Genomic DNA, 22,459 nt, shown 5'->3' on the forward strand with positions numbered 1-22,459 from the left:
GCGAGAAGGGTCGCGCGTGTCAGAAGAGCTTGCCCGGGTTCAGGAGGCCCAGGGGGTCGAAGGTCTTCTTGATCCCGCGCTGCAGCTCCACGCCCACCGGCCCGAGCTCCCGCGCCAGCCACTCCTTCTTCAGGACGCCCACCCCGTGCTCACCGGTGATCGTGCCGCCCAGCGCGAGCCCGAGCGCCATGATCTCGTCGAAGGACTCGCGCGCCCGGCGCGACTCGTCCTCGTCGGCGTGGTCGAAGCAGACGACGGGATGGGTGTTGCCGTCGCCCGCGTGCGCGCAGACCCCGATGGTCAGCCCGTACTTCTCCGCGATGTCCGCCGTGCCCGTGAGCATCGCGGCGAGCTTGGTGCGCGGCACGCACACGTCGTCGATCATCGTCGCCGTCTTGATGGTCTCCAGAGCGGTGAGCGAGAGCCGGCGTGCCTGGAGGAGCAGTTCGGACTCGGCGGCGTCCTCGGCCGGTACGACCTCGGTGGCCCCGGCGGCCCGGCACAGCTCACCCACCGCGGCGAGGTCGGCAGCCGGGTCCGGGGTGTCGAACGCGCACAGCAGGAGCGCCTCGGTGCTGTCGGGCAGGCCCATGTGCGCGAGCCGGTTGACGGCGCGGACGGTGGTGCCGTCCATGAGTTCGAGGAGCGACGGCGTGTGGCCGCGCTCCATGATCGCGCAGACGGCCTCGCAGGCGGCCTCCGCCGAGGGGAACTCGGCGGCGAGCGCGAGCTGCGCCGGCGGCTGCGGCTTCAGCGCGAGCACGGCCCCGACAACGATGCCGAGGCTGCCCTCGGAGCCGACGAAGAGACGCGTCAGGTCGTATCCGGCGACGCCCTTCGCGGTGCGCCGGCCGGTGCGCAGCAGCCGCCCGTCGGCGAGGACGACGTCGAGGCCGAGCACGTACTCGGCGGTGACCCCGTACTTCACGCAGCACAGGCCGCCGGACGCGGTGCCGATGTTGCCGCCGATGGTGCACATCTCCCAGCTGGACGGGTCCGGCGGGTAGTACAGGCCGTGCTCGGCGACGGCCCGGGAAAGGACCCCGTTGATCACGCCCGGCTCGACGACGGCGATCCGGTCGACCGGGCTGATCTCCAGGATGCGGTCCATCTTGACGAGGGAGAGCACGACGCAGCCGTCGGAGGCGTTGGCGGCGCCCGACAGACCGGTGCGGGCGCCCTGCGGGACGACCGGGACGCGCAGCTCGGTCGCCGTGCGCATGACGTGCTGGACCTGTTCGACGGTGCGCGGGAGCACGACGGCCGCGGGGGTGCCGGCCGTGCAGAAGCTCGCCATGTCGCGGGAGTAGGAGGCCGTGACGTCCGGGTCGGTGAGCACGGCGTCGGCGGGGAGCCCGGCCCGGAGCATCGTGTGGAGCCGCGCGACGAGGTCGGCCCGCTGAGGATCGTCCGGCTGGGGGTGACCCTGCTGGGGGTCGGCCGGCTGCGGGTGGTCCGGCCGAGGATCGTCCTGCTGAAGATCGTCCATACGTCCAGCGTGGCACCCGGGGCCATCGGTGTGAACCCGCCGGAACGGGCGGCTCGTGTGCTCTTCGTACAGCCGCGTACGGGCGCACAGTGAGCGCCATGAAGACCGAGAACGTGTCGAGGGCGGTCCTCGCCGGCGGGGCCGTCGCGGTGCTCGCGGCGGCGGCCCTGCTGTACGTGCCCGAGCTGGCCGGCCGGACGCCGCCGCCCGCGCCGGGTCCTGCCGAGCGGGCCGCGGAGGCGGCCCACGCGGGCGCGCAGGCGGCGCTGCCCGATCTGGTCGCGCTGATCGGCGACCGGGAGAAGTGGCTGAAGGCCCATCCCGGTGACGAGGCGTCATGGGCGGTGCTCGGCGCGGCCTACACGGAGCGTGGTCTGCGGCGCGCCGACCCCGCGGACCTGCCGCGCGCGGAGGCGGCCCTGAAGCGTTCCCTCGCGGTGCGGCCGGCCGCCCGCGGGAACCTGGACGCCCAGCTGGGCATGGCGGCGCTCGCGAACGCCCGCGGCGACTGGAAGTCGGCCAGGGAGTGGGGCGAGCGGGTGCGCAAGGCGGATCCGAAGCGCTGGCCGGCGTATCCGGTGCTGATCGACGCGTACAACGGCCTCGGCGACTACAAGGCGGCCGGGAAGGCGACGGAGACGCTGACCGAGCTGCACTCGGGCGCGGCGGTCCGTACGCGTTCGGCGCAGCTGTACCGCAACCGCGGCTGGCGCGAGGACGCGGGCGCGGCGGCCGCCGACGCGGTGGCGCTGGCCGCGACGGACGCGGAGAAGGCGGCGGCGCTCGCCCGGCTCGGCGACCTGGCGTGGGAGCGGGGCGAGCCGGAGGAGGCACTGGCGCAGTACGGGGCGGCGCTCGGGCTCGTACCGGAGCACGGCCCCTCCCTCGCGGGCCGGGCCCGGGCGCTCGCGGCGCTCGGCCGGACACGGGAGGCGGTGCGCGACTGGCGGGCCGCGCTGGAGCGGCTGCCGCTGCCGGAGTACTTCCTGGAGGCGGGCGAGCTGCACGAGGCACTGGACCGGGACGAGGAGGCGCAGGCGCTGTACGAGCGGCTGCGGACCGGCGCCTGGCCGGGCGCGGAGGTGGTGCTCGGGCTGCTCGACGCGGACCACGGCGACCCGGCGGCGGCGGTGCGGCGGCTGCGCGCGGAGTGGGCGCGGGGGCACCGTTCGGTGCAGGTCGCGGACGCGCTCGGCTGGGCCCTCTTCCGGTCGGGCGAGCCGAAGGAGGCCCTGGAGTTCGCGAAGCGGGCCACCGACGAGGGGCTGCGCAGCGCGCTCTTCTCGTACCACCGCGGTGAGATCGAGCGGGCGCTGGAGGACCACGGCCCTGCGCGCCGCCATCTCGCGGAGGCGCTGCGGACCAACCCGTCCTTCTCGCCGCTGTTCGCGCCGCGCGCGCAACAGGCCGTGAAGGCGCTCGGCGAACCGCCGGACGAGCTGCCCAAGGACGTGCGGCCGGAGGAGCCGCAGCAGTCGGGGAAGGCGGACGCGCCGGCGAAGCCGGAGGAGTCGGTGAAGCCGGAGGAGTCGGTGAAGCCGGAGGAGTCGCAGAAGCCGGACGCGCCGAAGACGGGCGGGGGTGGCGCGGGGGCCGTTCCGGGAACCACGTCCGGGACTGCATGATTTACGGCGCGGTCTGGATCGGAAGACGCGCGGGCGCGGATTCCGCGCCACAAATCACGCTTTACGTCCCGAACGCGATTCCCTCCACGTCCCCCGCTCCTGTCCGTCGTGCCTCCGACGGCCCCCGGGCGAGCCCCCCGTAACCCGCCCGGGGTGTCACCGGGGATGCCCGGGCGCGGTCGGCGTGCGCCGGGCATGGCAGGGGCCCGGCCCCGGGGTGTCGCCCCTGGGCCGGGCCCTCGTGTCGGGGGAAGCGCGGCTACAGGTTGCCGCGGCGCTCCTGCTCGCGCTCGATCGCCTCGAACAGGGCCTTGAAGTTGCCCTTGCCGAAGCCCATGGAGCCGTGGCGCTCGATCATCTCGAAGAAGACGGTCGGGCGGTCCTGCACCGGCTTGGTGAAGATCTGCAGCAGGTAGCCGTCCTCGTCGCGGTCCGCGAGGATCTTCAGCTCGCGCAGCTCGTCGATCGGGACGCGGGTGTCGCCGACCCACTCGCCGAGCGTGTCGTAGTACGCGTCCGGGACGGAGAGGAACTCGACGCCCGCGGCGCGCATGGAGCGCACGGTGGCGACGATGTCGTTGGTGGCGAGGGCGATGTGCTGGACGCCCGGGCCGCCGTAGAACTCGAGGTACTCGTCGATCTGCGACTTCTTCTTCGCGATCGCCGGCTCGTTGATGGGGAACTTGACCTTCTTGGTGCCGTCGGCGACGACCTTGGACATCAGGGCCGAGTACTCGGTCGCGATGTCGTCGCCCACGAACTCCTTCATGTTCGTGAAGCCCATGACCTTGTTGTAGAAGGCCACCCACTCGTTCATCTTGCCGAGCTCGACGTTGCCGACGCAGTGGTCGATGGCCTGGAAGGTGCGCTTGGCCGGCGGCGCGACGAGCGGGGCGGCGGCGGTGTAGCCGGGGAGGTACGGGCCGTCGTAGCCGGAGCGGTCGACGAGGGTGTGGCGGGTCTTGCCGTAGGTGGCGATGGCGGCGAGGACGACGGTGCCGTGCTCGTCCTTGAGCTCGTACGGCTCGACCAGGCCGGTGGCGCCCTGCTCGACGGCGTGGGCGTAGGCGGCGCGCGCGTCCGGCACCTCGATCGCCAGGTCGATCACGCCGTCACCGTGCTGGGCGACGTGCTCGGCGAGGAAGTGGCCCCAGTCGGTGGAGGCCTTGATGACGGAGGTGAACACGAAACGCGCGGCGCCGTTGGTGAGGACGTACGACGCCGTCTCCCGGCTGCCGTTCTCCGGTCCGGAGTAGGCGACGAGCTTCATGCCGAAGGCCGTGGAGTAGTAGTGCGCGGCCTGCTTGGCGTTGCCGACGGCGAAGACGACCGCGTCCATTCCCTTGACCGGGAAGGGATCGGCCTCACGCGCGGTGGAAGGGGTGTGATCGATGGTCTCAGTCATGGGAGCAGAGTCGCGCTGCTCGGCAGGCTGCGCAATAGTTTCTTGTTCCTCTGGTCAATGTGTACAGCGACTGGGCAGTATGGGCGGGCGACTTGTACATCATGACCATCGGGAGGCCCCTGTGGCGATCGATCATCTGGACGGCCGGCTGATCGCGCTGCTCGCCCGCGAGCCCCGGATCGGGGTCCTGGAGGCCTCGCGGCGACTCGGGGTGGCGCGCGGCACGGTCCAGGCGCGGCTCGACCGGCTCCAGTCGAACGGAGTCATCCGCGGTTTCGGTCCCCAGGTCGACCCCGCGGCGCTGGGCTACCCGGTCACCGCCTTCGCGACCCTGGAGATCAAGCAGGGCCAGGGCGCCGACGTACGGGGGCACTTGGCGACCGTCCCGGAAGTCCTGGAGCTGCACACCACGACGGGCCACGGCGACATGTTGTGCCGGCTCGTGGCCCGCTCCAACGCCGATCTCCAGCGGGTGATCGACCGGGTCGTCGGGTTCGACGGCATCGTCCGGGCCTCCACGGCGATCGTCATGGAGAACCCGGTCCCGCTGCGGATCATCCCGCTGGTGGAACAGGCCGCGGAGGACCGCGAGCCGCCGCGGTAGCCGTCGGTCTCTCGGTCGAGTTGCAAAGAAGTTCTGCAAAAAACCCTTGCAGCGGTCTCTTTGCAACTCTACGGTTGTGTCATGCCCGAGAACGAGAACGAGAACGAGAACCCGAACGCGAGAGTGAGCGCGAGCGGGAGCGAGAACGCGAGCGGGAGCGAGAACGCGAGCGGGAGCGAGAACGCGAGCGCGAGCGCGCACGCAGGCGAGAGTGCGGTCGCGGCGGCCGGCCCTTCCGGCAGTCGCGTCCTCGACCCGCGCTCCTTGCGTGCCCTCGCCCACCCTCTGCGCATCCAGATGCTGCGCGCCCTGCGCCACCACGGCCCGGCCACCGCCTCCCGACTCGCCGAGCGACTGGGCGAGTCCAGCGGCGCCACCAGCTACCACCTGCGCCAGCTCGCCGCCCACGGCTTCGTCGAGGACGCGCCGGAGCTCGGCAAGGGCCGGGAGCGCTGGTGGAAGGCCTCCCAGCAGGGCACCTCCTTCGACGCTTCGCTGCACAAGAACCCGGACCCCGAGGTCCAGGGCGCCGTCGAGGTCTTCCTCCACGAGATCGCGAACATCCACACCCAGGAGCTCAACACCTACCTCGGCACCCGCCACCAGTTCGACGAGGTCTGGCAGGACTCCTCCGACATGAGCGACTTCACGCTCCACCTCTCGCCGGAGCGCGCGCACGAGCTCAACACGAAGATCCACGACCTGATCGAGGAGTACCGCGTCAACGCCGACCCCGAGGGCACGCAGACGCAGCGGATACGGATGCACCTGCACGCCTTTCCCCAGCACGGCGCCAACTGACGCCGCTCTGCCCGAGATCCGACAGCCGATAACCGAGAACCGAGAACCGAGACTCAAGAGCCGCTCACCGAACCGGGGGGAACCACCATGCCCGCGCGCGAACCGTCACGCCCACCGACACGCACCGACCCGCACGCGGATTCCCGCTCGCGGTCGCCCCTGGCCGCCGTCCTGTCGGCCAACGCCGTCTCCATCAGCGGCAATTCGCTCACCCTCATCGGCGTGCCGTGGTTCGCCCTGGAGACCACCGGAAGCGCCGGCAAGGCCGGCCTGGTCGCGTTCTGCGCCGCCGCGCCCGTCGTCGTGTCCGCCATCGCGGGCGGCCCGGTCATCGACCGGATAGGCCGCCGCCGGGTCTCCGTCGTCTCCGACCTGGTCTGCGCCCTCGCCCTCGCCGCGATCCCGCTGCTCGGCCGGGCCGGTCTGCTGCAGTTCTGGATGCTGTGCGCGCTGATGGCCGTCACCGGCCTCTTCCACGCGCCCGGCGAGACCGCTCGCCACGTCCTCGTCCCCGACCTCGCCCGGCACGCCGGCACTCCGCTGTCCCGCGCCGCCAGCCTCTACGACGCCGTCTCGCGCGGCGCGCGGATGACCGGTGCCGCCGTCGGCGGCCTGCTCGTGGCGTTGATAGGCGCCGACACGGTGCTCTACGTCGACGCCGCCACCTTCCTGGTCTCCGCGCTGCTCGTCCTCGCGGGCCTGCGCGGCGTCCCGGCCGCCGAACCCCTGCGCGACGCACCGGCGTTGAGCCTGGCCTCCTACCGAGCCGACCTGCGCGAGGGTTACTCCTTCCTGCTGCGCACCCGGCTGCTGCTCGCCGTCAACCTCATGGTGATGGTCACCAACGGACTCGCCCTGAGCTGGAGCGCGGTGCTGCTGCCGATCCACGCCCGCGAGGAGCTCGGCGGCTCGGCGGCCCAGGGTCTGCTGGTCGCCGTCTTCGGCGGAAGCGCCCTCGCCGGCGCGCTGCTCTACGGCGTCATGGGCCACCGATTCCCGCGCCGTCCCGTCTTCACGGCCGGCTTCCTGATATCCGGCGCGCCCATCGTCACCGCCGCACTCACCGACACCGTCGCGCCGATGCTCGTGGCGGCGGCGCTCGGCGGGCTGGGCGCCGGAGTGCTCAACCCGATCCTCACGACCGCCTTCTACGAGGTGGTGCCCGAGGAGCTGCGCAGCCGCGTCGGCGGCGCCAGCACGGCCTCCGTGCTGCTCATCAATCCGCTCGGCGCCCTGATCGCCGGCTTCCTGGTGGAGAGCATGGGCATCACGGCGGCGCTGCTCACGGTCGGCGGCGCGTTCGTCCTCGCGACCCTGTCGCCGCTGCTGTTCCCCGTCTGGCGGGAGCTGGACGCCCCGGCCGGGACGAGGACAGCGACAGCCACAGATGCGATGGTGAAGGCCCCGGCCGGGGCCGAACCGGGCGAGCCGGCGGACGGGATACCGCCCGTGACGGGCCCTAGCAGCTCGGGACCTTCGACTCCTGGCCCTGCTCCAGTGCCCGGAGGGACGACACCGCGTCGCTGAGCGTGGTCACGGGGACCAGCCGCAGGCCCTTCGGCTGCTCGGCCTGCGCGTCGGAGCACTCGGCCTTCGGCACCAGGAAGACGGTGGCACCGTCCCGGGCGGCGGCCTGCGTCTTCAGGGACACGCCGCCGACCGCGCCGACCGTACCGTCCGGCTCGATCGTGCCCGTCCCGGCGACGGTCCGGCCGCCGGTCAGCTCGCCGCCGTCGCCGTCCCCGTCGATCTTGTCGACGATGCCGAGGGAGAACAGCAGCCCGGCGCTGGGGCCGCCGACGTCGGCGAGGTGGAGGGTGACCTTCACCTTCTTCGGGTCCAGCTTCAGATAGCCGAGGGCGGCGAGGGTCGCCGCGTCCTGCGACTCCTTCATCTGGCCCAGGTTGTGCTGCTCGATCTCCTCGTCGGACTTGCCCGTCGGGTAGACGGAGGACTTCGGCAGCACGGCCCGGTCGGTGCGGAACCAGGCGTCGGCCACGTCCGCCAGGTCGAGCGAGGCCGACGGCCCGGTCGCCAGGATGGTCGTCATCCGCAACTGGCCCTCCGTCGGGCGGACCGGGACGCCGGTGACGGTGATCACCTCGCGGCCCTGGTCCTTGCCGAGCACGTCGGCGGTCGTGCCGGGCTGTGCGATGGCGTACGGCAGCGGTGCGAGCCCGGCGACGGCGAACAGCGCGGCGACGGGCAGGGCGCAGAGCGCGAGGGCACGGGTGCGCGGGAGACCGGCGAGACGGGAGAGCACGCCCCCAATCTACTGGGCGCCCGACCGGCCGCCGTCGCGCCGGCCCTCCCGCAGGTGGCGCGCGAAGAAGGTGCCCACCCCGCGCCGCAGCGTCGCGAGCGTCGCGGCCGGGTCGCCGGTGCCGACGAGGGCGGCACGGGCGTCGGCAGTCACCAGACCGGCGGCGTGCAGGGACGGGACCAGCGAGCCGTAGTCGGTGAAGGCCCAGTGGTTCGCGGCGGCGAGCAGTTCGCGGCGGCCGGGCAGGCCCGCCCAGGAGGACTCGACGCGGGCGGCCTCCGCGAAGCCGTCGGTACGGAACAGCAGCAGCGGCCTGTCGAAGCCGAGCGGCGGCGGTTGCAGGTCGAGGTAGCCCTCCAGGTTCGCCACCGCGCCGATCCGGCGGTCGCCGTGGGCCGCGTACACCACTGCCGTGCCGCCCGCGGAGTGCCCGTACATCCCGATCCTCGCCGGGTCCATGACCCGCGCGAGCGCCGGCTCGCCGAGACCGTCCCGGACGAGTCGGTCGACGACGAAACGGAGGTCGGCGACCCGGGTCTCGGTCATCGTGCGGAAGGTCGCCGGGTCCGGCGGCCCGGCCAGGACGGTCCTCCGCATCCCGGTCGGCAGCTCCACCTGGGTGGCGTCGCCGGGGTGGTCGACGAGCACGACCACCCGGCCGTGGCCGGCCAGGTCCTCGGCGAGGGTGCTGCCGAGGGTGCGGGAGTCGCCGCCGCCCGGCGAGTACAGGAGCACCGGCCGTCGCCCGGGCAGCGGCGGCGCGCCGACGTGCCCGTGGGTGAGGACCGCGCCCCAGTCCACCGCGCCCGGCTCGGGCAGCCCCGGGTGGACGTGCGGCGCGTACTCGGCGAAGACCTCGGCCTCGGCCGGAGTGAGCTGGGCTGCCCGGCGGAAGCCCCGTACGGAGCGCGCCGGGTACAGGACGGTCAGCATCAGCTCCCGTACGCCGCCCACCCACGGGTCCGTGCGGGCCGGGTCGGTCAGATGGACGGTGCGCAGGCCCACGGGATACGGGCCGGTGGGGGCGGGCAGCCGGAGGAGCGGGCTGCGGTCGGCGACGGCGGCGTGCCTGGCGCCGGCACCGACTCCGGGCCCGGGCCCGGGCCCGGGCCCGGAGTCTGCCGCTGCCTCGGCACCGGGCAGCAGAACGGCGGCGGTCCCGAGCAGGGCGCCCTTGAGGAGAATGCGTCGAGAGGTCATACGGGCATGCTGGGCGCGGGGCCCGTGGCGGTGCGAAGCTTCAGGCCCTGCCCGAAAGGCTGGCGGAGGACGAGGAGTCGTGGCTTCTGTGCGGATACGGGGAACGGCGCTGCGCGTCCACTTCACGGCCGACGACCTCGCCCGCGTCCGCTTCGCGCCCCGCCCGGCCCCGCTCCAGGAGCTGCACGCGGCCCTGACGACGGCCGTGACCCCGCCCGGCGGACCGCTTTCCGGACCGCCCGCGCCGCTGTTCGGGCCGTGGCGCGGCCGCGTCCTGCGCTCGCTGCCGGCCGCCGCCGCGCCACTCGCCGACCTGGTGCCGGCGGGCCGCCCGCCGTCCTTCCTCGACGTGCTCGCCGACACGCTGCCGGACGCCTTCGAGCTGATCCGCGCCACCGCCCCGGACCTCGTCCGCTCCGAGCTGGAACGGGTGTACGGGGCGACCGCCGCGCCCTCCTGGGTCCGGGGCCTGCACGCGGGCGAGGAGACGGCCTGGCGCACCGTGCTGCGCGCCCAGCGGGCCGCGTACGAGACGGTCCTGGCCCCCGTCTGGCCCGTCGTCCAGGACCTGCACCGCGAGGAGTTCACCCGCTACGCCCTCGCGGCGGCGGAGCACGGCACGGCAGCCGCGCTGACGGCCCTGGCTCCGGGCAGCAGACTGCACGGGGGTGTCTGGGAATGGGGCTGCGAGGCGAACCAGGGGCAGAACCAGAGGCAGGAAGGCGAACGCGAGCGGACGCCGGGAGGGGCCGGGGAGCAGGGTCGGGAGTGGGCCCGGGAGCAGGACCGGGAACGGGCCGGAGAGCAGGGCCGGGAGTGGGCCGGGGAGCGGGAGCCGGCCCGGGGCCGGGAGGGGGAGCAGGGTCGGGAGCCGGACCAGGGCCGGGAGCGGGAGCGGGACCGGGAGTGGGCCCGGGAGCAGGACCCGGAGTGGGCCGGGGAGCGAGAGCCGGCCCGGGGCCGGGAGGGGAAGCAGGGCCGGGAGTGGGCCCGGGAGCGGGAGCCGGACGCGGGCTGGGAGGGAGAGCAGGGGCGGGGGTGGGTTCGCGGGCGAGGCCGGGGCCGCGGCGGGGAGCAGGCGTGGCACCGGCCGGGCGGGGCGGTCCGGGAGGTCCGCCTCGACGGTCGCGGTCTCGTTCTGCTGCCGACCTTCCACCACCCGGCGGGCCCGCTCGTCCAGGACCTGCCGGGCCGCCCCGTGGTCCTCACCTACCCGGCCGGCCCGGGCCTCCCGCCCGTACCGGACGGCCCGGCGTCCCCGGGCGAGGCCCTGGCCGCGGTCCTGGGCCGCACCCGCGCCGAACTCCTCCGACTGCTCACCGAGCCCCACACCACGACGACCCTGGCCCGCACGCTGCGGGTCAGCAACGCGACGGCCTCGGCCCACGCGGCCGCCCTGCGGGCGGCGGGCCTGCTGACGACGACCAGAACGGGCCGCTCGGTGACCCACGAGAGGACGTCCCTGGGCACGCTGGTCGTGGGCGACGGCGGCACCGAAGCAGAAGCGCCCGCGCGGCAGCCGTAAGCCGGTCGTCGACGCATGGGCCAGCGGGCCACCGGACGCGCGGCCCACGGGCCCGCAGCCTGCGGCCTGGGGGCGGTCTGCCGCCGCCGGGCGATCTGCCGCCGGGGTCTGCCGTCGGGCGGTCCGCCGCCGGCTGTCCTCGGCCCGCGGCCTGGGGCGGTCCGCCGCTGGCGGTCCTCGACCCGCGACCCGCGCACCCTCGGTGCTACCTCAGCGCGTCGGCGACCTCGCGTGCCGCGTCGACGACGCGGGGGCCCACGCGCTCGGGGACGGCGTCGGCGAGCATGACGACGCCGACGCTGCCCTCGATGCCGGTCACTCCGACCAGCGGCGCGGCGGCGCCGCTCGCGCCCGCCTCCAGCTCGCCGTGGGTGAGGGTGTAGCCGGGTTCGATGAGTTCGCCCTGACGGGCGGCGAGGATCGCGCGGCCGGCCGCCCCGCGGTCCAGCGGGTGCCGGAAGCCGGCGCGGTAGGCCACGTGGTAGTCGGTCCACGTGGGTTCGACGACGGCGACCGCCAGTGCCTCCGCCCCGTCGACGAGGGTGAGGTGCGCGGTGGCGCCTATGTCCTCGGCGAGCGAGCGCAGCGCGGGCAGCGCGGCCTCGCGCACGAGCGGGTGCACCTGCCGGCCCAGGCGCAGCACGCCGAGCCCGACCCGGGCGCGGCCGCCGAGGTCACGGCGGACCAGGGCGTGCTGCTCGAGGGTGGCGAGCAGTCGGTAGACGACGGTCCTGTTCACACCGAGTCGGTTGGACAACTCGGTGACGGTCAGGCCGTGGTCGGTGTCGGCGAGCAGCTTGAGGACTCGAAGTCCCCGGTCGAGCGTCTGGGAGGTCTCCGCGGTCACGACGCCCTCTCCTTCGGAGTGAGTGACAGCGGACTCGTACGAGAGCTGCGACACCGGTCCCATCGGCGACGCACGTCAGAGGCCGCCGGCAGGACGGGGTACACCGGCTGCGCTCCGCGGCGGCGCTGCCACGGGGCGTTTGCTTGAGCCGGGACAGTAGCGGCGTGCTCCGCTCAGCGGAAGACCTCGTCCAGAATCCGGGCGCGTGCGACCGGATACGGGCGGTTCGGGACCTAAGTCGGCCGAACGCGGGACTTTGGCGGACAAGACAACCCGCGGGGAGCTCGTAGCGTGGAGGAAGCGAGGTACTGCCGTGGGGGCTGGTTCCTCGCCGCCATGTCCCGCTTTCCCGCGGGATGGGGAGAGGCCCGTACGCCGCCTGCGTACGGGCCTCGATCACTTCTCGCGCGGGTGCCTCACGCGGTCAGGGCCGCGGCCACGGGCGCGATCACGGCCGCGGCCCCGGGCGCGGTCACGGCCGGGGTCACGGCCGCGGGCGCGGTCACGGCCGCGGCCACCGCCACGGACACCGCCGCGGGTTACTCGCCCGCCGGGACCCGCACCGGCCACAACCGGGCTCGCCCCGGCCACAACCGGACCCCGGCACCGGCCACAACCGGGCTCGCCCCGGCCACAACCGGACCCCGGCACCGGCCTCGACCGTGCTCGCCCCGGCCTCGACCGGACCCGCCCTGGCCACCCGCCCCGCCGGGATCACCGCATCCGGGTGGCCCACTCCTGCACCTTCTTGATCCGCTCGCGGATCTGCCCGGCGGTCGCCTCCGCGCTCGGCGGGCCGCCGCACACACGGCGCAGCTCGGTGTGGATCACGCCGTGCGGCTTGCCGCTCTGGTGCACGTACGCGCCGACCATCGTGTTGAGCTGCTTGCGCAGCTCCAGCAGCTCCTTGTGGGAAACGACGGGCCGCCGCTCCGCGGGAAGCTCCAGCAGATCGGCCTCGCTGTCCGGCTTCTTGCGGCTGTGCGCGATCTGCCGGGCCTGCCGTTTCTGCAGCAGCAGCTGCACCTGGTCGGGTTCGAGGAGCCCGGGGATGCCGAGGTAGTCCTGCTCCTCCTCGCTGCCGGGGTGGGCCTGCATGCCGAACTCGGCGGCGTTGTAGAGGACGCGGTCGAAGACGGCGTCGGACTCCAGCGCCTCGAAGGGCAGCATGTCCTGCTCGCCGGTGTCCTCGTCCTGCTGCTTCTCCGCCTCCGCCATCTCCTTCTCGGACTCGGCGTACGGGTCCTCCTCGCCCTCCTTCTTCGGCCGGTCGAGGACGTGGTCGCGCTCGACCTCCATCTCGCTCGCGAAGCCGAGGAGGTTCGGAATGGTGGGAAGGAACACGGACGCCGTCTCGCCGCGCCTGCGGGATCGCACGAAGCGGCCGACGGCCTGCGCGAAGAACAGCGGCGTCGAGATCGTCGTCGCGTACACGCCGACGGCGAGCCGCGGCACGTCGACGCCCTCGGACACCATGCGGACCGCGACCATCCAGCGGTCGGTGTTCTCGCTGAACTCGTCGATGCGGCCGGAGGCGCCGGCGTCGTCGGAGAGGACGACGGTGGCCTTGGTGCCGGTGATCTCGCGGATGAGCTTGGCGTACGCGCGGGCCGAGTCCTGGTCGGAGGCGATGACGAGTCCGCCGGCGTCCGGGATCGACTTCCGCACCTCGGTGAGCCGCTGGTCGGCGGCGCGCAGCACGTTGGGCATCCAGTCGCCGCGCGGGTCGAGGGCGGTGCGCCAGGCCTGGGAGATCGCGTCCTTGGTCATCGGCTCGCCGAGGCGGGCGGCGACCTCGTCACCGGCCTTGGTGCGCCAGCGCATGTTGCCGCTGTAGGAGAGGAAGATGACGGGCCGGACGACGCCGTCGCTGAGGGCGTTGCCGTAGCCGTAGGTGTAGTCGGCGGAGGACCGCCGGATCCCGTCGTTCCCTTCCTCGTACGTGACGAAGGGGATGGGGTTGGTGTCGGAACGGAAGGGCGTGCCGGTGAGGGCGAGCCGGCGGGTGGCGGGCTCGAAGGCTTCGAGGCAGGCCTCGCCCCAGGACTTGGAGTCTCCGGCGTGGTGGATCTCGTCGAGGATGACGAGGGTCTTGCGCTGTTCGCTGCGGTTGCGGTGGAGCATGGGCCGTACGCCGACGCCGGCGTACGTGATGGCGATCCCGTCGTACTCCTTGCTGAGCGGCCCGGCGCTGTAGTCGGGATCGAGCTTGATCCCTATCCGCGCGGCGGCCGCCGCCCACTGCTTCTTCAGGTGCTCGGTGGGCGCGACGACCGTGACCTGCTGCACCACGTGGTGGTGCAGCAGCCAGGACGCGAGGGTCAGCGCGAAGGTGGTCTTGCCGGCGCCGGGCGTGGCGACCGCGAGGAAGTCACGGGGCTGCTCCTGGATGTACTTCTCCATCGCGCCCTGCTGCCAGGCTCGCAGCTTGTTGGCGGTGCCCCAGGGGGCGCGGCCGGGGAAGGCGGGAGAGAGGTGGTGTGAGGAGGTGGCGGTGGTAGTCACGATCTCCGGTTCGACGCTCGTCCAGATATGACAACCGGGCCACCTTACCGGTGCGACCGCCGCGCCCCGGCAGCATCACGCCTGTGCCACCGCCTCGTGAGAGAGTCCTCACAGCTCGCGCAAACGCCCCGCGATGTCGCGAATGTCCCCCACTTCGCCGGCGGCCACGCCCACGACCAGCTCGTATGCCCGGTCGTGGTCGACGTCGGCGAGATCGACTCCGTTGACGGCGAGGAAGACGGCGGAGGAGAGCCAGGCGGCGCGCTTGTTCCCGTCGACGAAGGGGTGGTTCGAGGCGATCGCGTGCAGCAGGACGGCGGCCTGCTCGTACACGTCCCGATACGCGCTCTCGCCGAACATCCGGGCACGAGGCCGGTGCACGGCGGACTCCAGAAGCCCGGGCGCACGCAACTCGGGCACGCCGTCGCCGGTGAAGGCGGTACGGGCGATGGCGGCGACCTCGGCGACGGTGAGGAACCGGCTGGGCCGGGCGGCAGGGGCGGAGCCGCCACCATGCACGCGAGCGGCACGGGCCGGGTCTCCCTCGGCCGCTCCCCTCATCGTGGCGGCCCCGTCCATCCCGTCCATCCTGCCGATCCCGCCTATCCCTTCCATCCCGCCTATCGCATCCATCCCGCCTATCGCGCCCATCCCGACCGTCCCGCCTATCCCGACCGTCCCGCCTATCCCGCCCGTCCCACCCATCTCGGTCATCCCACCCATCCCACTCGTCTCGCTCATTCCCCGAGCCTTCTCAGCAGAGGGTTGTGCTTCAGGGCGAGCCGCATGGCCTCGTGCTGCACGAGGGTGGCCTGGAGCTCCACGTACCGCCGCACGGCTTCGACAGCGAGCTCCTCGACGGAGACGCCGCGGGCGTCGGCGAGATCGGCGATCTCGCCGGCCAGCTCGTCGCCGAGGGGCAGGGTGAGGGTGCGGGTGCGGGCGCGGGTGTCGTGACGCATGCGAGGACGGTAGTGGGGGGCGGAGGCGGGGGCGAGGGGTTTTAGGGCAGGCGGGCGGGGGCCGACGGGCTTACGGGCTTACGGGACGGGCGGGCGGAGGCGACGGGCTCGGGGCCGGCGGGGCGGAGGCGACGCAGGCTTATGGGACCGACAGACGGAGACGACGGGCCCGGGACCGACAGCGGGAGACGACGGGCCTACGGGACCGGCAGGCGCGGGGCGCCGGGCCCGGGACCGACAGCGGGACACGACGGGCTCGGGACCGGCAGGCGGAGGCGACGGGCCTACGGGGCCGGAGGCGCGGGGCAACAGGCCTACGGGGCCGGCAGGCGCGGGGCCGCCTCAGGCCGACGCGGCCTCCGTGCCCGCCCGGCCGGTCAGGCCTGCTTCCGAGCCTCTGTGCCCCTGCCCGCGCCAGCGCCCGCGCCCGCGGCCGTGGCCATGGCGGAACCGCCCAGCCGCGTGGCGACCCAGCCGCCGATCGCGGCGACGCCGGCCATCGGCAGGAAGACGGCGGCAAAGGCGGCGGGGTGCGACCCGGCGCCGGCGCTCGCACCGGCGCTCGCGCCGGCTTCCGCGACGGCGTGCCCCACCGTTCCTCCGCCGAGCGCGGCGAAGGCGGCGCCGCCCGCGGCGAGCAGCAGGACGTTGGAGAGGCCGTCGGAGATCTGCAGGGCGGCGGAGTTCGCGCCCGCCTCCTCGGGCGCCGACAGCTTGAGGAGCAGCACGCTGGTCGAGGCGATGACGAGGCCCATGCCGAAGCAGCCGAAGGCCCACGCCACCGCGACCACCCACGCCGGGACGCCCTCGATCAGGACGCTCGGGGCGGCCGCGATCGAGGCGGCGACCAGCACCATGCCGACGACGACCAGCCGCTCGCGGTACGGCTCGGTGCGCGGCTGGGACTGGACCCAGGAGCCGAGCGCCCAGGTCAGGCCACCGACGGCGAGCGAGAGCCCGGCGAGGGTGGGGCTCAGGCCGCGCTGGGTCACGAGCATCAGCGGAACGAAGGACTCGGCCGCGATGAACGATCCGGCGGCTATACCGCGCAGCAGGACCACGGACGGCAGCCCCCGCGCCGCCCGGTACGTGCCGCGGGGCAGCAGCCCGCGTACGGCGGGGACGAGCAGCGCGGCCCCGACGGCCGCCGGCAGCAGGGACATCCAGCGCAGCTCCTGGCCGGCGTACTGGAGCAGGGCGGCGCCGGAGGAGATTCCGAGCGCCAGTCGGATCCGCCGCCGGTCCCAGGGCGCGACGGGCGCCTCGGGGTCGGCGGGGCCGGAGGCGGTGCGCCGGATGGCGGGCAGGGCGAGGGCGAGCGGGAACACGACCAGGGCCGGGATGCCGACGAAGACCCAGCGCCATCCGAGGTGCTCGGTGATCGTTCCGGACGCGAGCGGCCCGACGACGGAGGGGACGATCCAGCTCGCGGCGAACGCGGCCATGATCGCCGGGCGGAGGTGTTCCTCGTAGGCCCGGCCGATCACCACGTACAGCGCGACGATCACCAGCCCGCCGCCCAGGCCCTGGACGCCCCGCCCCAGGATGAACAGCCACATGGCGCCTGCGGTCCCGGAGAGCAGCAGTCCGGCGGCGAAGCAGCTCATGCCGACGGTCAGCGGCGCGAGCGGCCCGCTGCGGTCGGACCACTGCCCGGAGAGCACCATGCCGAACAGGCTGGTGGTGAAGTACGCGGAGAAGGCGAAGGCGTAGAGCGGCACGCCGTCCAGCTCCCGGGCCGCCACGGGCATGGCGGTTCCCACGGCGGTCGCCTCGAAGGCGATGAGCAGGACGACGGAGACGATGCCGATACTGAGCGCCCGGTGCGTCCGGTCGAGCACGGATCCGCCGCCGGAGACGACGGAGGCTGCGGCGGCGGGCTTCTGCGCGACGACGTCGGCGTCGGCGTCGCGCGGTTCGAGGGCGCTCATACGCTCCAGAGTAAGGGCCGAATCGGGATATGACCCCTGTCGCGAGTCGCATCCGCCCTGCCCCGCTGGTCCTACGACCATGAACGCCACATGGCAGTCATGTTGCAGCCCCGCCGAAACCGTTGAGCCCCCGCTCGCCCACCGCCTAACGTCTTTCTCGTCACCACCGCAACACCACCACGACCGTGTGCCCGAGTGGTTGAGGGGCTCGCCTGCAAAGCGAGTTACGTGGGTTCAATTCCCGCCACGGTCTCCACCGGAAAGGGGCGGCTCTCCCGGGAGAGCCGGCCCTTTCCCTGTCTCAGCTTCTACCCCGGTTTGAAGACGGGCTTCTCCGTGAGCCCTGCGTTGTTCTCGCATCCGAGCCTCTTGACGACGGCGAGGGTCACGGAGTGCAGCACGGTCAGGTTGGCTTCACGGACGGCGACGGTGTCGGGCAGCTTGGATTTGTCGAGTGTGAGCGTCCCCATGATGCGGGCGGGGGTCCTGTCGGACCCCTGGAGCCGAGGGCTGGCGCACATGACGAACAGGTACGCCTTCTCCGGTCCCGAGCGCGCTTCCCGACCCATGACGTAAGGGTGAAGTCCCCTGACACGAATGTCCCCGAAGAGGTCATCGTCGCGATAGAGGCCGAAGCGGATGGCGACCCGGCCCATTCCGCCGGAACTGGCAGGGCGACACATCGGACGGTGCTGCGACCGTCGCTCCCGTTGGCCGTAATCCTCGATCAACTGACCCTCGGCACGTGCCAGGCCTCCCGTGGGCGCATCGTCGAACTTCTTGGTCATCAACACCGTCTCAAGGGCGCGGGCCGCGTCGGAGGAAAGCGTGTCGTCGCACTGCCCCGCTGCGGTGACCCTCGGCTGCTGCGCTTGCTCCTCGCACCCCACGAGCAGAAGACAGGCGGTAAGGCCTGACACGACGGCTCTGATCGGTCTCTCGAGGGGAATTCCTGTCTGCATCACGTGATCAGTCCGTCTCCGGTGCGTTGCCGACCGTCTCGGCGAATGTGTTGCCCACCCCGTAGCCGAGGAACGCATCCGTGATGAGGCCGTGCTCGAACCCGCTGCTCACCTGCGAGCGGTGTGCGGCGACGAAGCGCTCCATAGGCGCCTCGGCACTGTGTCTGCCCGCTTCATAGATGGCCCTTCGGTCCTCGTGGATCTTGTCGTCCGTGGAATCCTTGTGGTCCTCGATTGACTTGTCGGACCAATCGCCGACGACCTGTCCAGCCACCGTTTCCATGGCGCCGGAGCCAGTGTCGACCGCAAGCGGAACGAGGATCACCGCGGCCCCTGCCGCTGCGGCCGTGGCCGGCAGGAAGGCGACGCCCGCCGCGATCGCCGTCGCAGTCCCGAACTCCACCCAGGCGGCCTTCTTCTCCTGCGCCTTCTCGTAGTCCTCATGGACCTTCATGCCCTCGGCCTCGACCTGATTGGCCCGGGCTTCGTCCAACGTCCCTTGCAGCAGGGAACCAGTAAGTACGGCTGTTCTGGCACGCGCTTCATTGATCCGGCCATCGGGCCCGACCTGAGCCTCGAGCACGCTGCTCGTATAGAGGCGCTCAGCAGTGGAAACCGTGGCGTAGGCGTCCGGGTGCTGGCCCAAGGTGGTGAGGAACCTCGTGGCGGCATCGCGCCCGAACTCCGGATGAGCAGCGCCGTCACCAGTAGGCGCGAAGGGACTCCCCCCTCTGTTCTTGGTCAGCGCCCAGTTGAGGTCGTCGATATAGCCAGCGCCCATGTTGCCGAGGCTGTCCGCCAATGCGGACTGGTGCTTCTTGACGAGCCCTGCGTCATCGCCGTACTTCGTGACAACTTCGGCCATGATCGCAGCCGAAGTAGCGTCCCTTTTCAGCTCGGGCCTCGGGTCGTCCCAAGCATGCCCCAGCGTCGCCGCCTCCAGCGCATGCCCCAACGCGTCCGGCATGTAGTCCGCCGCCTTCTTCGCCGCGCCGGCGTCGAGGCCGTCGACGTCCGCGAAGGACTCGTACTTCTCGTTGGCGAAGAAGTCGAGGTAGTTGCCGATCGCCGCGCCGTCCTTGTCCTTGCCCAGGTCGAGCGTGCCCCCGACGCTGCCGTCCCTCTCGTACGGCGTCGGCTCGGCCGAGAAGAACCGCTTCGCGGCCTCCGGGCTGTGGCCCAGCGCCTCCAGCATCGGGACCACCGGATCGAACCCGGAGCCGTTCACTCCTGACGGGTTGTACGGGTCCCTGATCCAGCCGCCGGTGTTCTGGGCGAAGAAGCGCGGGTCCCGGCCGTGCAGTTGGGTGACGTGCTCGGCGATGGGCACCAGGAACCTGGGGTCGTAGTCGCCGTTCCTCAGGATGCCGCCGAGCAGCTGGTAGCCGAACGCCGGGCTGTTGTCGTTCCGGGACAGCGGGACGCGTTCCGTGCCGAGCTTCCGCATCTCGGCCGACCACTGGTCGGTCCACCCGTCGCCGCCCTGTGTCGCGGTGGCCAGGTTGAGGCCCAGGTTCTTCTGGAGGGCCCGGACGTCCGCCAGGCGTTGCTTGTCCGGCTCCGACTCGTTGCCGCCGTACGTGTCGGTGGCCAGGTGCCCGAAGAACTCCAGAGCGCCCTTCGGCCCGAGGCCGTCGTAGAAGGCCCTGGAGAAGGCCTTCGAGGCCGTGTTGTCGCCCAGCAGCTCGTTGAGCCGTACCAGCTCCTCATGGGAGAGCTCCCGGCCCTTCCTCGCCAGACCGACCGCGCGCTGCGCCTCCTCGGCGTCCAGGCTGCCGTACCTCGGGGCGCTGAAGTCGTGCTTGTCGCCGGTGATGTTGGCCCGTAACGCGTTCGAGCAGGCCTCGTCGGCGTCGTCGCAGCTGTCGACGACGGCGTCGATGCGACGCTTCATGGCCGCGATCGCCTCGCGCTGCTCGCGGTCGGACGCGGGGGATTCGGGGTCGGGGCGCGCGATGGCGTCCCGCTGCGCGGAGTAGCGGGCTTCCACGGTCCCGTCGCTCCTGACGACGAGGCCGCCGTGCGGCGCGTCCGTCTCGACGATCTTCGTCAGATCGTTCTTCGCCTTCCTGAAGGCGCGGTAGCCGTCCGCCAGAATCCTGTGGATGCCTTCGGCCGCTTTCGCCGCGTCCTCGAACTCCTTGGCCGTCTTGTCGATGAACGGCTTCGTGACCTCGGCGTTCACGCCCCGCCAGTCCTCGGCCTTCGCCTTCGCCGCCATCGTCCGACGGGCGTCCTCGGCCAGAGCCTCCAGCTTGCCCTTCATCTCGGACCAGCGGTCCGCCGCGGCCTTCATCTTGTCGAGCGGTGCCTGATACACGTTGTCGAAGGTCAACACGGTCTGCGCCCCCGCCTACTTGAAGTACTCGCTGATCTTCGACACCGCGAGCGCTGTTCTGATGTCCTCGTCGTCCTTCGCGTGCGCGGCCGCGCTGTAGTCGAGGTGGTTGGAGATGTGCGCGCAGGCGTCCAGCAGCGTGCGGAGCTGGGAGGCCCAGGTCTCCTGCACGGTCGCCATGGCCGCACCGGTGCGGAAGCCGTTCCGCGACAGGCCGGCCGCCGCCTCCGCCGTGTCGGTACGGGCGTGCTCGCCGTCCTTCGCGAGCCTGCCGTTCAGCTCGTACGCGGCGTGGCCGATGGCGCCGAGGTGGTCCTGCCGCACCTGGAGGTCGGTGCCACCGCCGCGACCGCCGCCACCGCCACCGGTGTCACCGGCCTGGTCGGGCAGCCCGTTCAGGCGCATGCTGACCCGGGTCGCGGCGGCCGTGCGCTCGGCCGCCCACTCCTCCTCGAACGACACGACTCCCCCGCTGTGTACTCGTTGTTCGCGTTGCACTCGTAGATCCGGGTGTCCGGGGTTTCCGGGGTTTCCGGGCGTTCCGGGCGTCCGGGGTTTCCGGGTGCGCCGGGCGTCCGGGTCTCCGGCCGTCCGGGGTCTCCGGATCTCCGGGTGATCCGGCTGTCCGGGTGATCCGGGTGTCCGGTTGCTCTCGCGCCGGAGCGCCAGAGGCTACTCATGCGCACCGCTGCCGAGGGGTTCCACGTCAACACCCGTCCGGCCACCGGACGTGGCCCCTGAACCAGGCCCTGCCACCGCCACGAGCGCACACCACCCATTGGGGTGAGGCGACTCCGTCAAGTCGCCGGCTCCCGGCCGGCGTGCCCCCGCCCCCGCTACGGCCGCCCTCCTCCTCGCCCTCCCCCCCCCGCTCCCTCACCCGGCCTCGCCTCGCCCCACCCCGCCCCTTGAGTAGGCTCTCTCTGCTCAGGCGAACAACAGGGGGAATTCGCTCATGGAACGGCCGTACCGTCTCGTCACGCGCCTGGACCCGCCGTCCTCCACCGCCGGCCCCCGCCCTCCGTACCGCCGCTTCGTTGCGCGTTCCCAGGACGGCGACCGTACGGTGCTCCTGACCGCCCCGCTGCCGGGCGCGGATCCGGCGTCCTTCCGTGCCGAGGCGGAGACGGCGCAGCGGCTGGCCGTGCCGTGGACCCTGCCCGTCACCGAGATCAGCGGCGTCGGCGGGGCGACGGCCGGGGCCGACGACACCTGGTACATCAGCCCGTACGTCCCCGCCCTCCCGCTCCCCGTCGCCCTGGCCGTGCACGGCGCGCCGTTGCCGGAGGAAACGGTCCGGGCGATCGGTGCCGCCCTCGCCGAGACGCTCGCCGCACTGCACGCGCAGGGCGTCACGCACGCGGGCGTCACACCGGCCGCCGTCCTGCTCACGGCCGACGGCCCGCGGCTCACCTGCTTCGGCGCGGCGCGTACGACGGACCAGGTCGAGCCGGACGCCGCCCCGGAGCGGGCGACGGGCGGACTGCCGCGGCCACCGGGCGACGTCCACGGACTCGGCACGGTGCTCGCGTACGCCGCGACGGGCCACACCGTCCCGGAACGCGACGAACTCCCGCCCGCCCTGCGCCCCACGGTCACCGCGTGCCTCACCCGTGAACCGGCGCACCGCCCGGCCGCCGCCGCGCTGCTCGCCGCGCTCGCGCCGCCGACCCCGCACGAGACGGTGCTGGGGTCGGCGTCCTCGCTGCTCACACCCGGCTGGCTGCCGGCCCGCGTGGTGGCGGCGCTCGCCCGCCAGTCCGCGGCGCTCCTCTCGGCCGATCTCCACTCCGCCGACGCGGCGACGGGCCGACTCTCCGATGCCGCAGCAGGCCGACCCTCGCATGCCGCAGCAGGCCGCCCCTCGGATGCCTCGGCGAGCCGGCCCTCCAGGGCCGCGGCCGGCCAACCACCCTTCGACGCCTCGGCAGGCCGACCCTCCGATGCCACGCCGGCCCCGCCCGGCCGGCCGGCGGAACACCACGGGAACGGGAACTGACGA

The 22,459-nt window shown here is 72.9% G+C and carries 18 protein-coding genes and 1 tRNA gene; 7 read left to right on the plus strand and 12 right to left on the minus strand.

The annotated features are described in order from the left end of the window. Window positions 1-19: 19 nt before the first annotated feature. Window positions 20-1,369, minus strand: coding sequence for an FAD-binding oxidoreductase (locus ACFVGS_RS12535; protein ID WP_385692496.1), 1,350 nt, complete (start codon window positions 1,367-1,369; stop codon window positions 20-22). A 218-nt stretch (window positions 1,370-1,587) separates the two neighbouring features. On the opposite strand from ACFVGS_RS12535, the gene ACFVGS_RS12540 reads away from it, so the two are divergent. Next, window positions 1,588-3,114, plus strand: a complete 1,527-nt coding sequence (locus tag ACFVGS_RS12540; protein WP_385692457.1) for a tetratricopeptide repeat protein — start codon at window positions 1,588-1,590, stop codon at window positions 3,112-3,114. A gap of 259 nt (window positions 3,115-3,373) precedes the next feature. Here ACFVGS_RS12540 and hppD read toward each other — a convergent pair whose 3' ends face one another. Next, window positions 3,374-4,519, minus strand: coding sequence for a 4-hydroxyphenylpyruvate dioxygenase (gene hppD / locus ACFVGS_RS12545; protein ID WP_384408990.1), 1,146 nt, complete (start codon window positions 4,517-4,519; stop codon window positions 3,374-3,376). A 121-nt stretch (window positions 4,520-4,640) separates the two neighbouring features. On the opposite strand from hppD, the gene ACFVGS_RS12550 reads away from it, so the two are divergent. The 3 genes from ACFVGS_RS12550 (at window position 4,641) to ACFVGS_RS12560 (ending at window position 7,451) form a co-directional block, all read left to right on the plus strand. Next, a complete protein-coding gene (locus ACFVGS_RS12550) occupies window positions 4,641-5,123 on the plus strand; it encodes an Lrp/AsnC family transcriptional regulator (protein WP_384408988.1) in 483 nt (160 codons plus the stop codon). 81 nt (window positions 5,124-5,204) lie between these two features. Continuing rightward, entirely contained in the window at window positions 5,205-5,924 is a 720-nt protein-coding gene (locus ACFVGS_RS12555; protein WP_385692458.1) for an ArsR/SmtB family transcription factor, read from the plus strand. A gap of 87 nt (window positions 5,925-6,011) precedes the next feature. After that, complete coding sequence (locus ACFVGS_RS12560; protein ID WP_384408984.1) at window positions 6,012-7,451, plus strand: MFS transporter; 1,440 nt, start codon at window positions 6,012-6,014, stop codon at window positions 7,449-7,451. On the opposite strand, the gene ACFVGS_RS12565 is transcribed toward ACFVGS_RS12560, so the two are convergent. Next, complete coding sequence (locus ACFVGS_RS12565; protein ID WP_384408982.1) at window positions 7,384-8,187, minus strand: S16 family serine protease; 804 nt, start codon at window positions 8,185-8,187, stop codon at window positions 7,384-7,386. The genes ACFVGS_RS12560 and ACFVGS_RS12565 overlap by 68 nt on opposite strands. A gap of 9 nt (window positions 8,188-8,196) precedes the next feature. Further along, window positions 8,197-9,387: an alpha/beta hydrolase family protein gene (locus tag ACFVGS_RS12570; RefSeq protein WP_385692459.1), complete on the minus strand. Its 1,191-nt coding sequence runs from the start codon at window positions 9,385-9,387 to the stop codon at window positions 8,197-8,199. A 79-nt stretch (window positions 9,388-9,466) separates the two neighbouring features. Here ACFVGS_RS12570 and ACFVGS_RS12575 point away from each other — a divergent pair, with 79 nt between their 5' ends. Then, window positions 9,467-10,912 (plus strand): helix-turn-helix domain-containing protein, encoded by a 1,446-nt coding sequence (locus tag ACFVGS_RS12575; RefSeq protein WP_385692460.1) that lies wholly within the window; start codon window positions 9,467-9,469, stop codon window positions 10,910-10,912. A gap of 205 nt (window positions 10,913-11,117) precedes the next feature. Here ACFVGS_RS12575 and ACFVGS_RS12580 read toward each other — a convergent pair whose 3' ends face one another. The 5 genes from ACFVGS_RS12580 to ACFVGS_RS12600 all read right to left on the minus strand — a co-directional run bounded on the left by ACFVGS_RS12580 (window position 11,118) and on the right by ACFVGS_RS12600 (window position 17,157). Beyond that, the gene (locus ACFVGS_RS12580; protein WP_384408976.1) at window positions 11,118-11,759 is read right to left on the minus strand and encodes an IclR family transcriptional regulator; all 642 of its coding nucleotides are present in this window, start codon (window positions 11,757-11,759) and stop codon (window positions 11,118-11,120) included. A 714-nt stretch (window positions 11,760-12,473) separates the two neighbouring features. Next, a complete protein-coding gene (locus tag ACFVGS_RS12585; protein ID WP_384409246.1) occupies window positions 12,474-14,267 on the minus strand; it encodes a DEAD/DEAH box helicase in 1,794 nt (597 codons plus the stop codon). Window positions 14,268-14,372: 105 nt separating this feature from the next. Next, a complete protein-coding gene (locus tag ACFVGS_RS12590; RefSeq protein WP_385692461.1) occupies window positions 14,373-14,843 on the minus strand; it encodes a type II toxin-antitoxin system death-on-curing family toxin in 471 nt (156 codons plus the stop codon). A 158-nt stretch (window positions 14,844-15,001) separates the two neighbouring features. Next, window positions 15,002-15,226, minus strand: a complete 225-nt coding sequence (locus tag ACFVGS_RS12595; protein ID WP_384408972.1) for a hypothetical protein — start codon at window positions 15,224-15,226, stop codon at window positions 15,002-15,004. Window positions 15,227-15,603: 377 nt separating this feature from the next. Beyond that, entirely contained in the window at window positions 15,604-17,157 is a 1,554-nt protein-coding gene (locus tag ACFVGS_RS12600; protein WP_385692462.1) for an MFS transporter, read from the minus strand. Window positions 17,158-17,338: 181 nt separating this feature from the next. Here ACFVGS_RS12600 and ACFVGS_RS12605 point away from each other — a divergent pair. Beyond that, window positions 17,339-17,413, plus strand: a tRNA-Cys gene (locus tag ACFVGS_RS12605). Window positions 17,414-17,465: 52 nt separating this feature from the next. Here ACFVGS_RS12605 and ACFVGS_RS12610 read toward each other — a convergent pair. From ACFVGS_RS12610 to ACFVGS_RS12620, 3 genes are all read right to left on the minus strand, one after another. After that, on the minus strand, window positions 17,466-17,945 hold the full coding sequence (locus ACFVGS_RS12610) for a hypothetical protein (RefSeq protein WP_385692463.1): 480 nt from the start codon (window positions 17,943-17,945) through the stop codon (window positions 17,466-17,468). A gap of 181 nt (window positions 17,946-18,126) precedes the next feature. Then, window positions 18,127-20,457, minus strand: a complete 2,331-nt coding sequence (locus ACFVGS_RS12615) for a hypothetical protein (RefSeq protein ID WP_385692464.1) — start codon at window positions 20,455-20,457, stop codon at window positions 18,127-18,129. Window positions 20,458-20,472: 15 nt separating this feature from the next. Then, window positions 20,473-20,919 (minus strand): hypothetical protein, encoded by a 447-nt coding sequence (locus ACFVGS_RS12620; protein WP_385692465.1) that lies wholly within the window; start codon window positions 20,917-20,919, stop codon window positions 20,473-20,475. Between the two features lie 493 nt (window positions 20,920-21,412). Between ACFVGS_RS12620 and ACFVGS_RS12625 the strand changes: the two genes are divergently transcribed. Beyond that, window positions 21,413-22,456 (plus strand): serine/threonine protein kinase, encoded by a 1,044-nt coding sequence (locus tag ACFVGS_RS12625; protein ID WP_385692466.1) that lies wholly within the window; start codon window positions 21,413-21,415, stop codon window positions 22,454-22,456. Window positions 22,457-22,459: the final 3 nt, after the last annotated feature.

The sequence above is a fragment of the Streptomyces sp. NPDC127114 genome, from assembly GCF_042677525.1.
Taxonomy (GTDB): domain Bacteria; phylum Actinomycetota; class Actinomycetes; order Streptomycetales; family Streptomycetaceae; genus Streptomyces.

What these genes read in the sequence shown, in the direction of transcription:
- ACFVGS_RS12540 (WP_385692457.1), top strand. Translation starts at nt 1,588, where the DNA reads ATGAAGACCGAGAACGTGTCGAGGGCGGTCCTCGCCGGCGGGGCCGTC.
- hppD (WP_384408990.1), bottom strand. Translation starts at nt 4,519, where the DNA reads ATGACTGAGACCATCGATCACACCCCTTCCACCGCGCGTGAGGCCGAT.
- ACFVGS_RS12595 (WP_384408972.1), bottom strand. Translation starts at nt 15,226, where the DNA reads ATGCGTCACGACACCCGCGCCCGCACCCGCACCCTCACCCTGCCCCTC.
- ACFVGS_RS12560 (WP_384408984.1), top strand. Translation starts at nt 6,012, where the DNA reads ATGCCCGCGCGCGAACCGTCACGCCCACCGACACGCACCGACCCGCAC.
- ACFVGS_RS12535 (WP_385692496.1), bottom strand. Translation starts at nt 1,369, where the DNA reads ATGCTCCGGGCCGGGCTCCCCGCCGACGCCGTGCTCACCGACCCGGAC.
- ACFVGS_RS12610 (WP_385692463.1), bottom strand. Translation starts at nt 17,945, where the DNA reads ATGACCAAGAAGTTCGACGATGCGCCCACGGGAGGCCTGGCACGTGCC.
- ACFVGS_RS12590 (WP_385692461.1), bottom strand. Translation starts at nt 14,843, where the DNA reads ATGGACGGGGCCGCCACGATGAGGGGAGCGGCCGAGGGAGACCCGGCC.
- ACFVGS_RS12555 (WP_385692458.1), top strand. Translation starts at nt 5,205, where the DNA reads ATGCCCGAGAACGAGAACGAGAACGAGAACCCGAACGCGAGAGTGAGC.
- ACFVGS_RS12600 (WP_385692462.1), bottom strand. Translation starts at nt 17,157, where the DNA reads ATGAGCGCCCTCGAACCGCGCGACGCCGACGCCGACGTCGTCGCGCAG.
- ACFVGS_RS12625 (WP_385692466.1), top strand. Translation starts at nt 21,413, where the DNA reads ATGGAACGGCCGTACCGTCTCGTCACGCGCCTGGACCCGCCGTCCTCC.
- ACFVGS_RS12570 (WP_385692459.1), bottom strand. Translation starts at nt 9,387, where the DNA reads ATGACCTCTCGACGCATTCTCCTCAAGGGCGCCCTGCTCGGGACCGCC.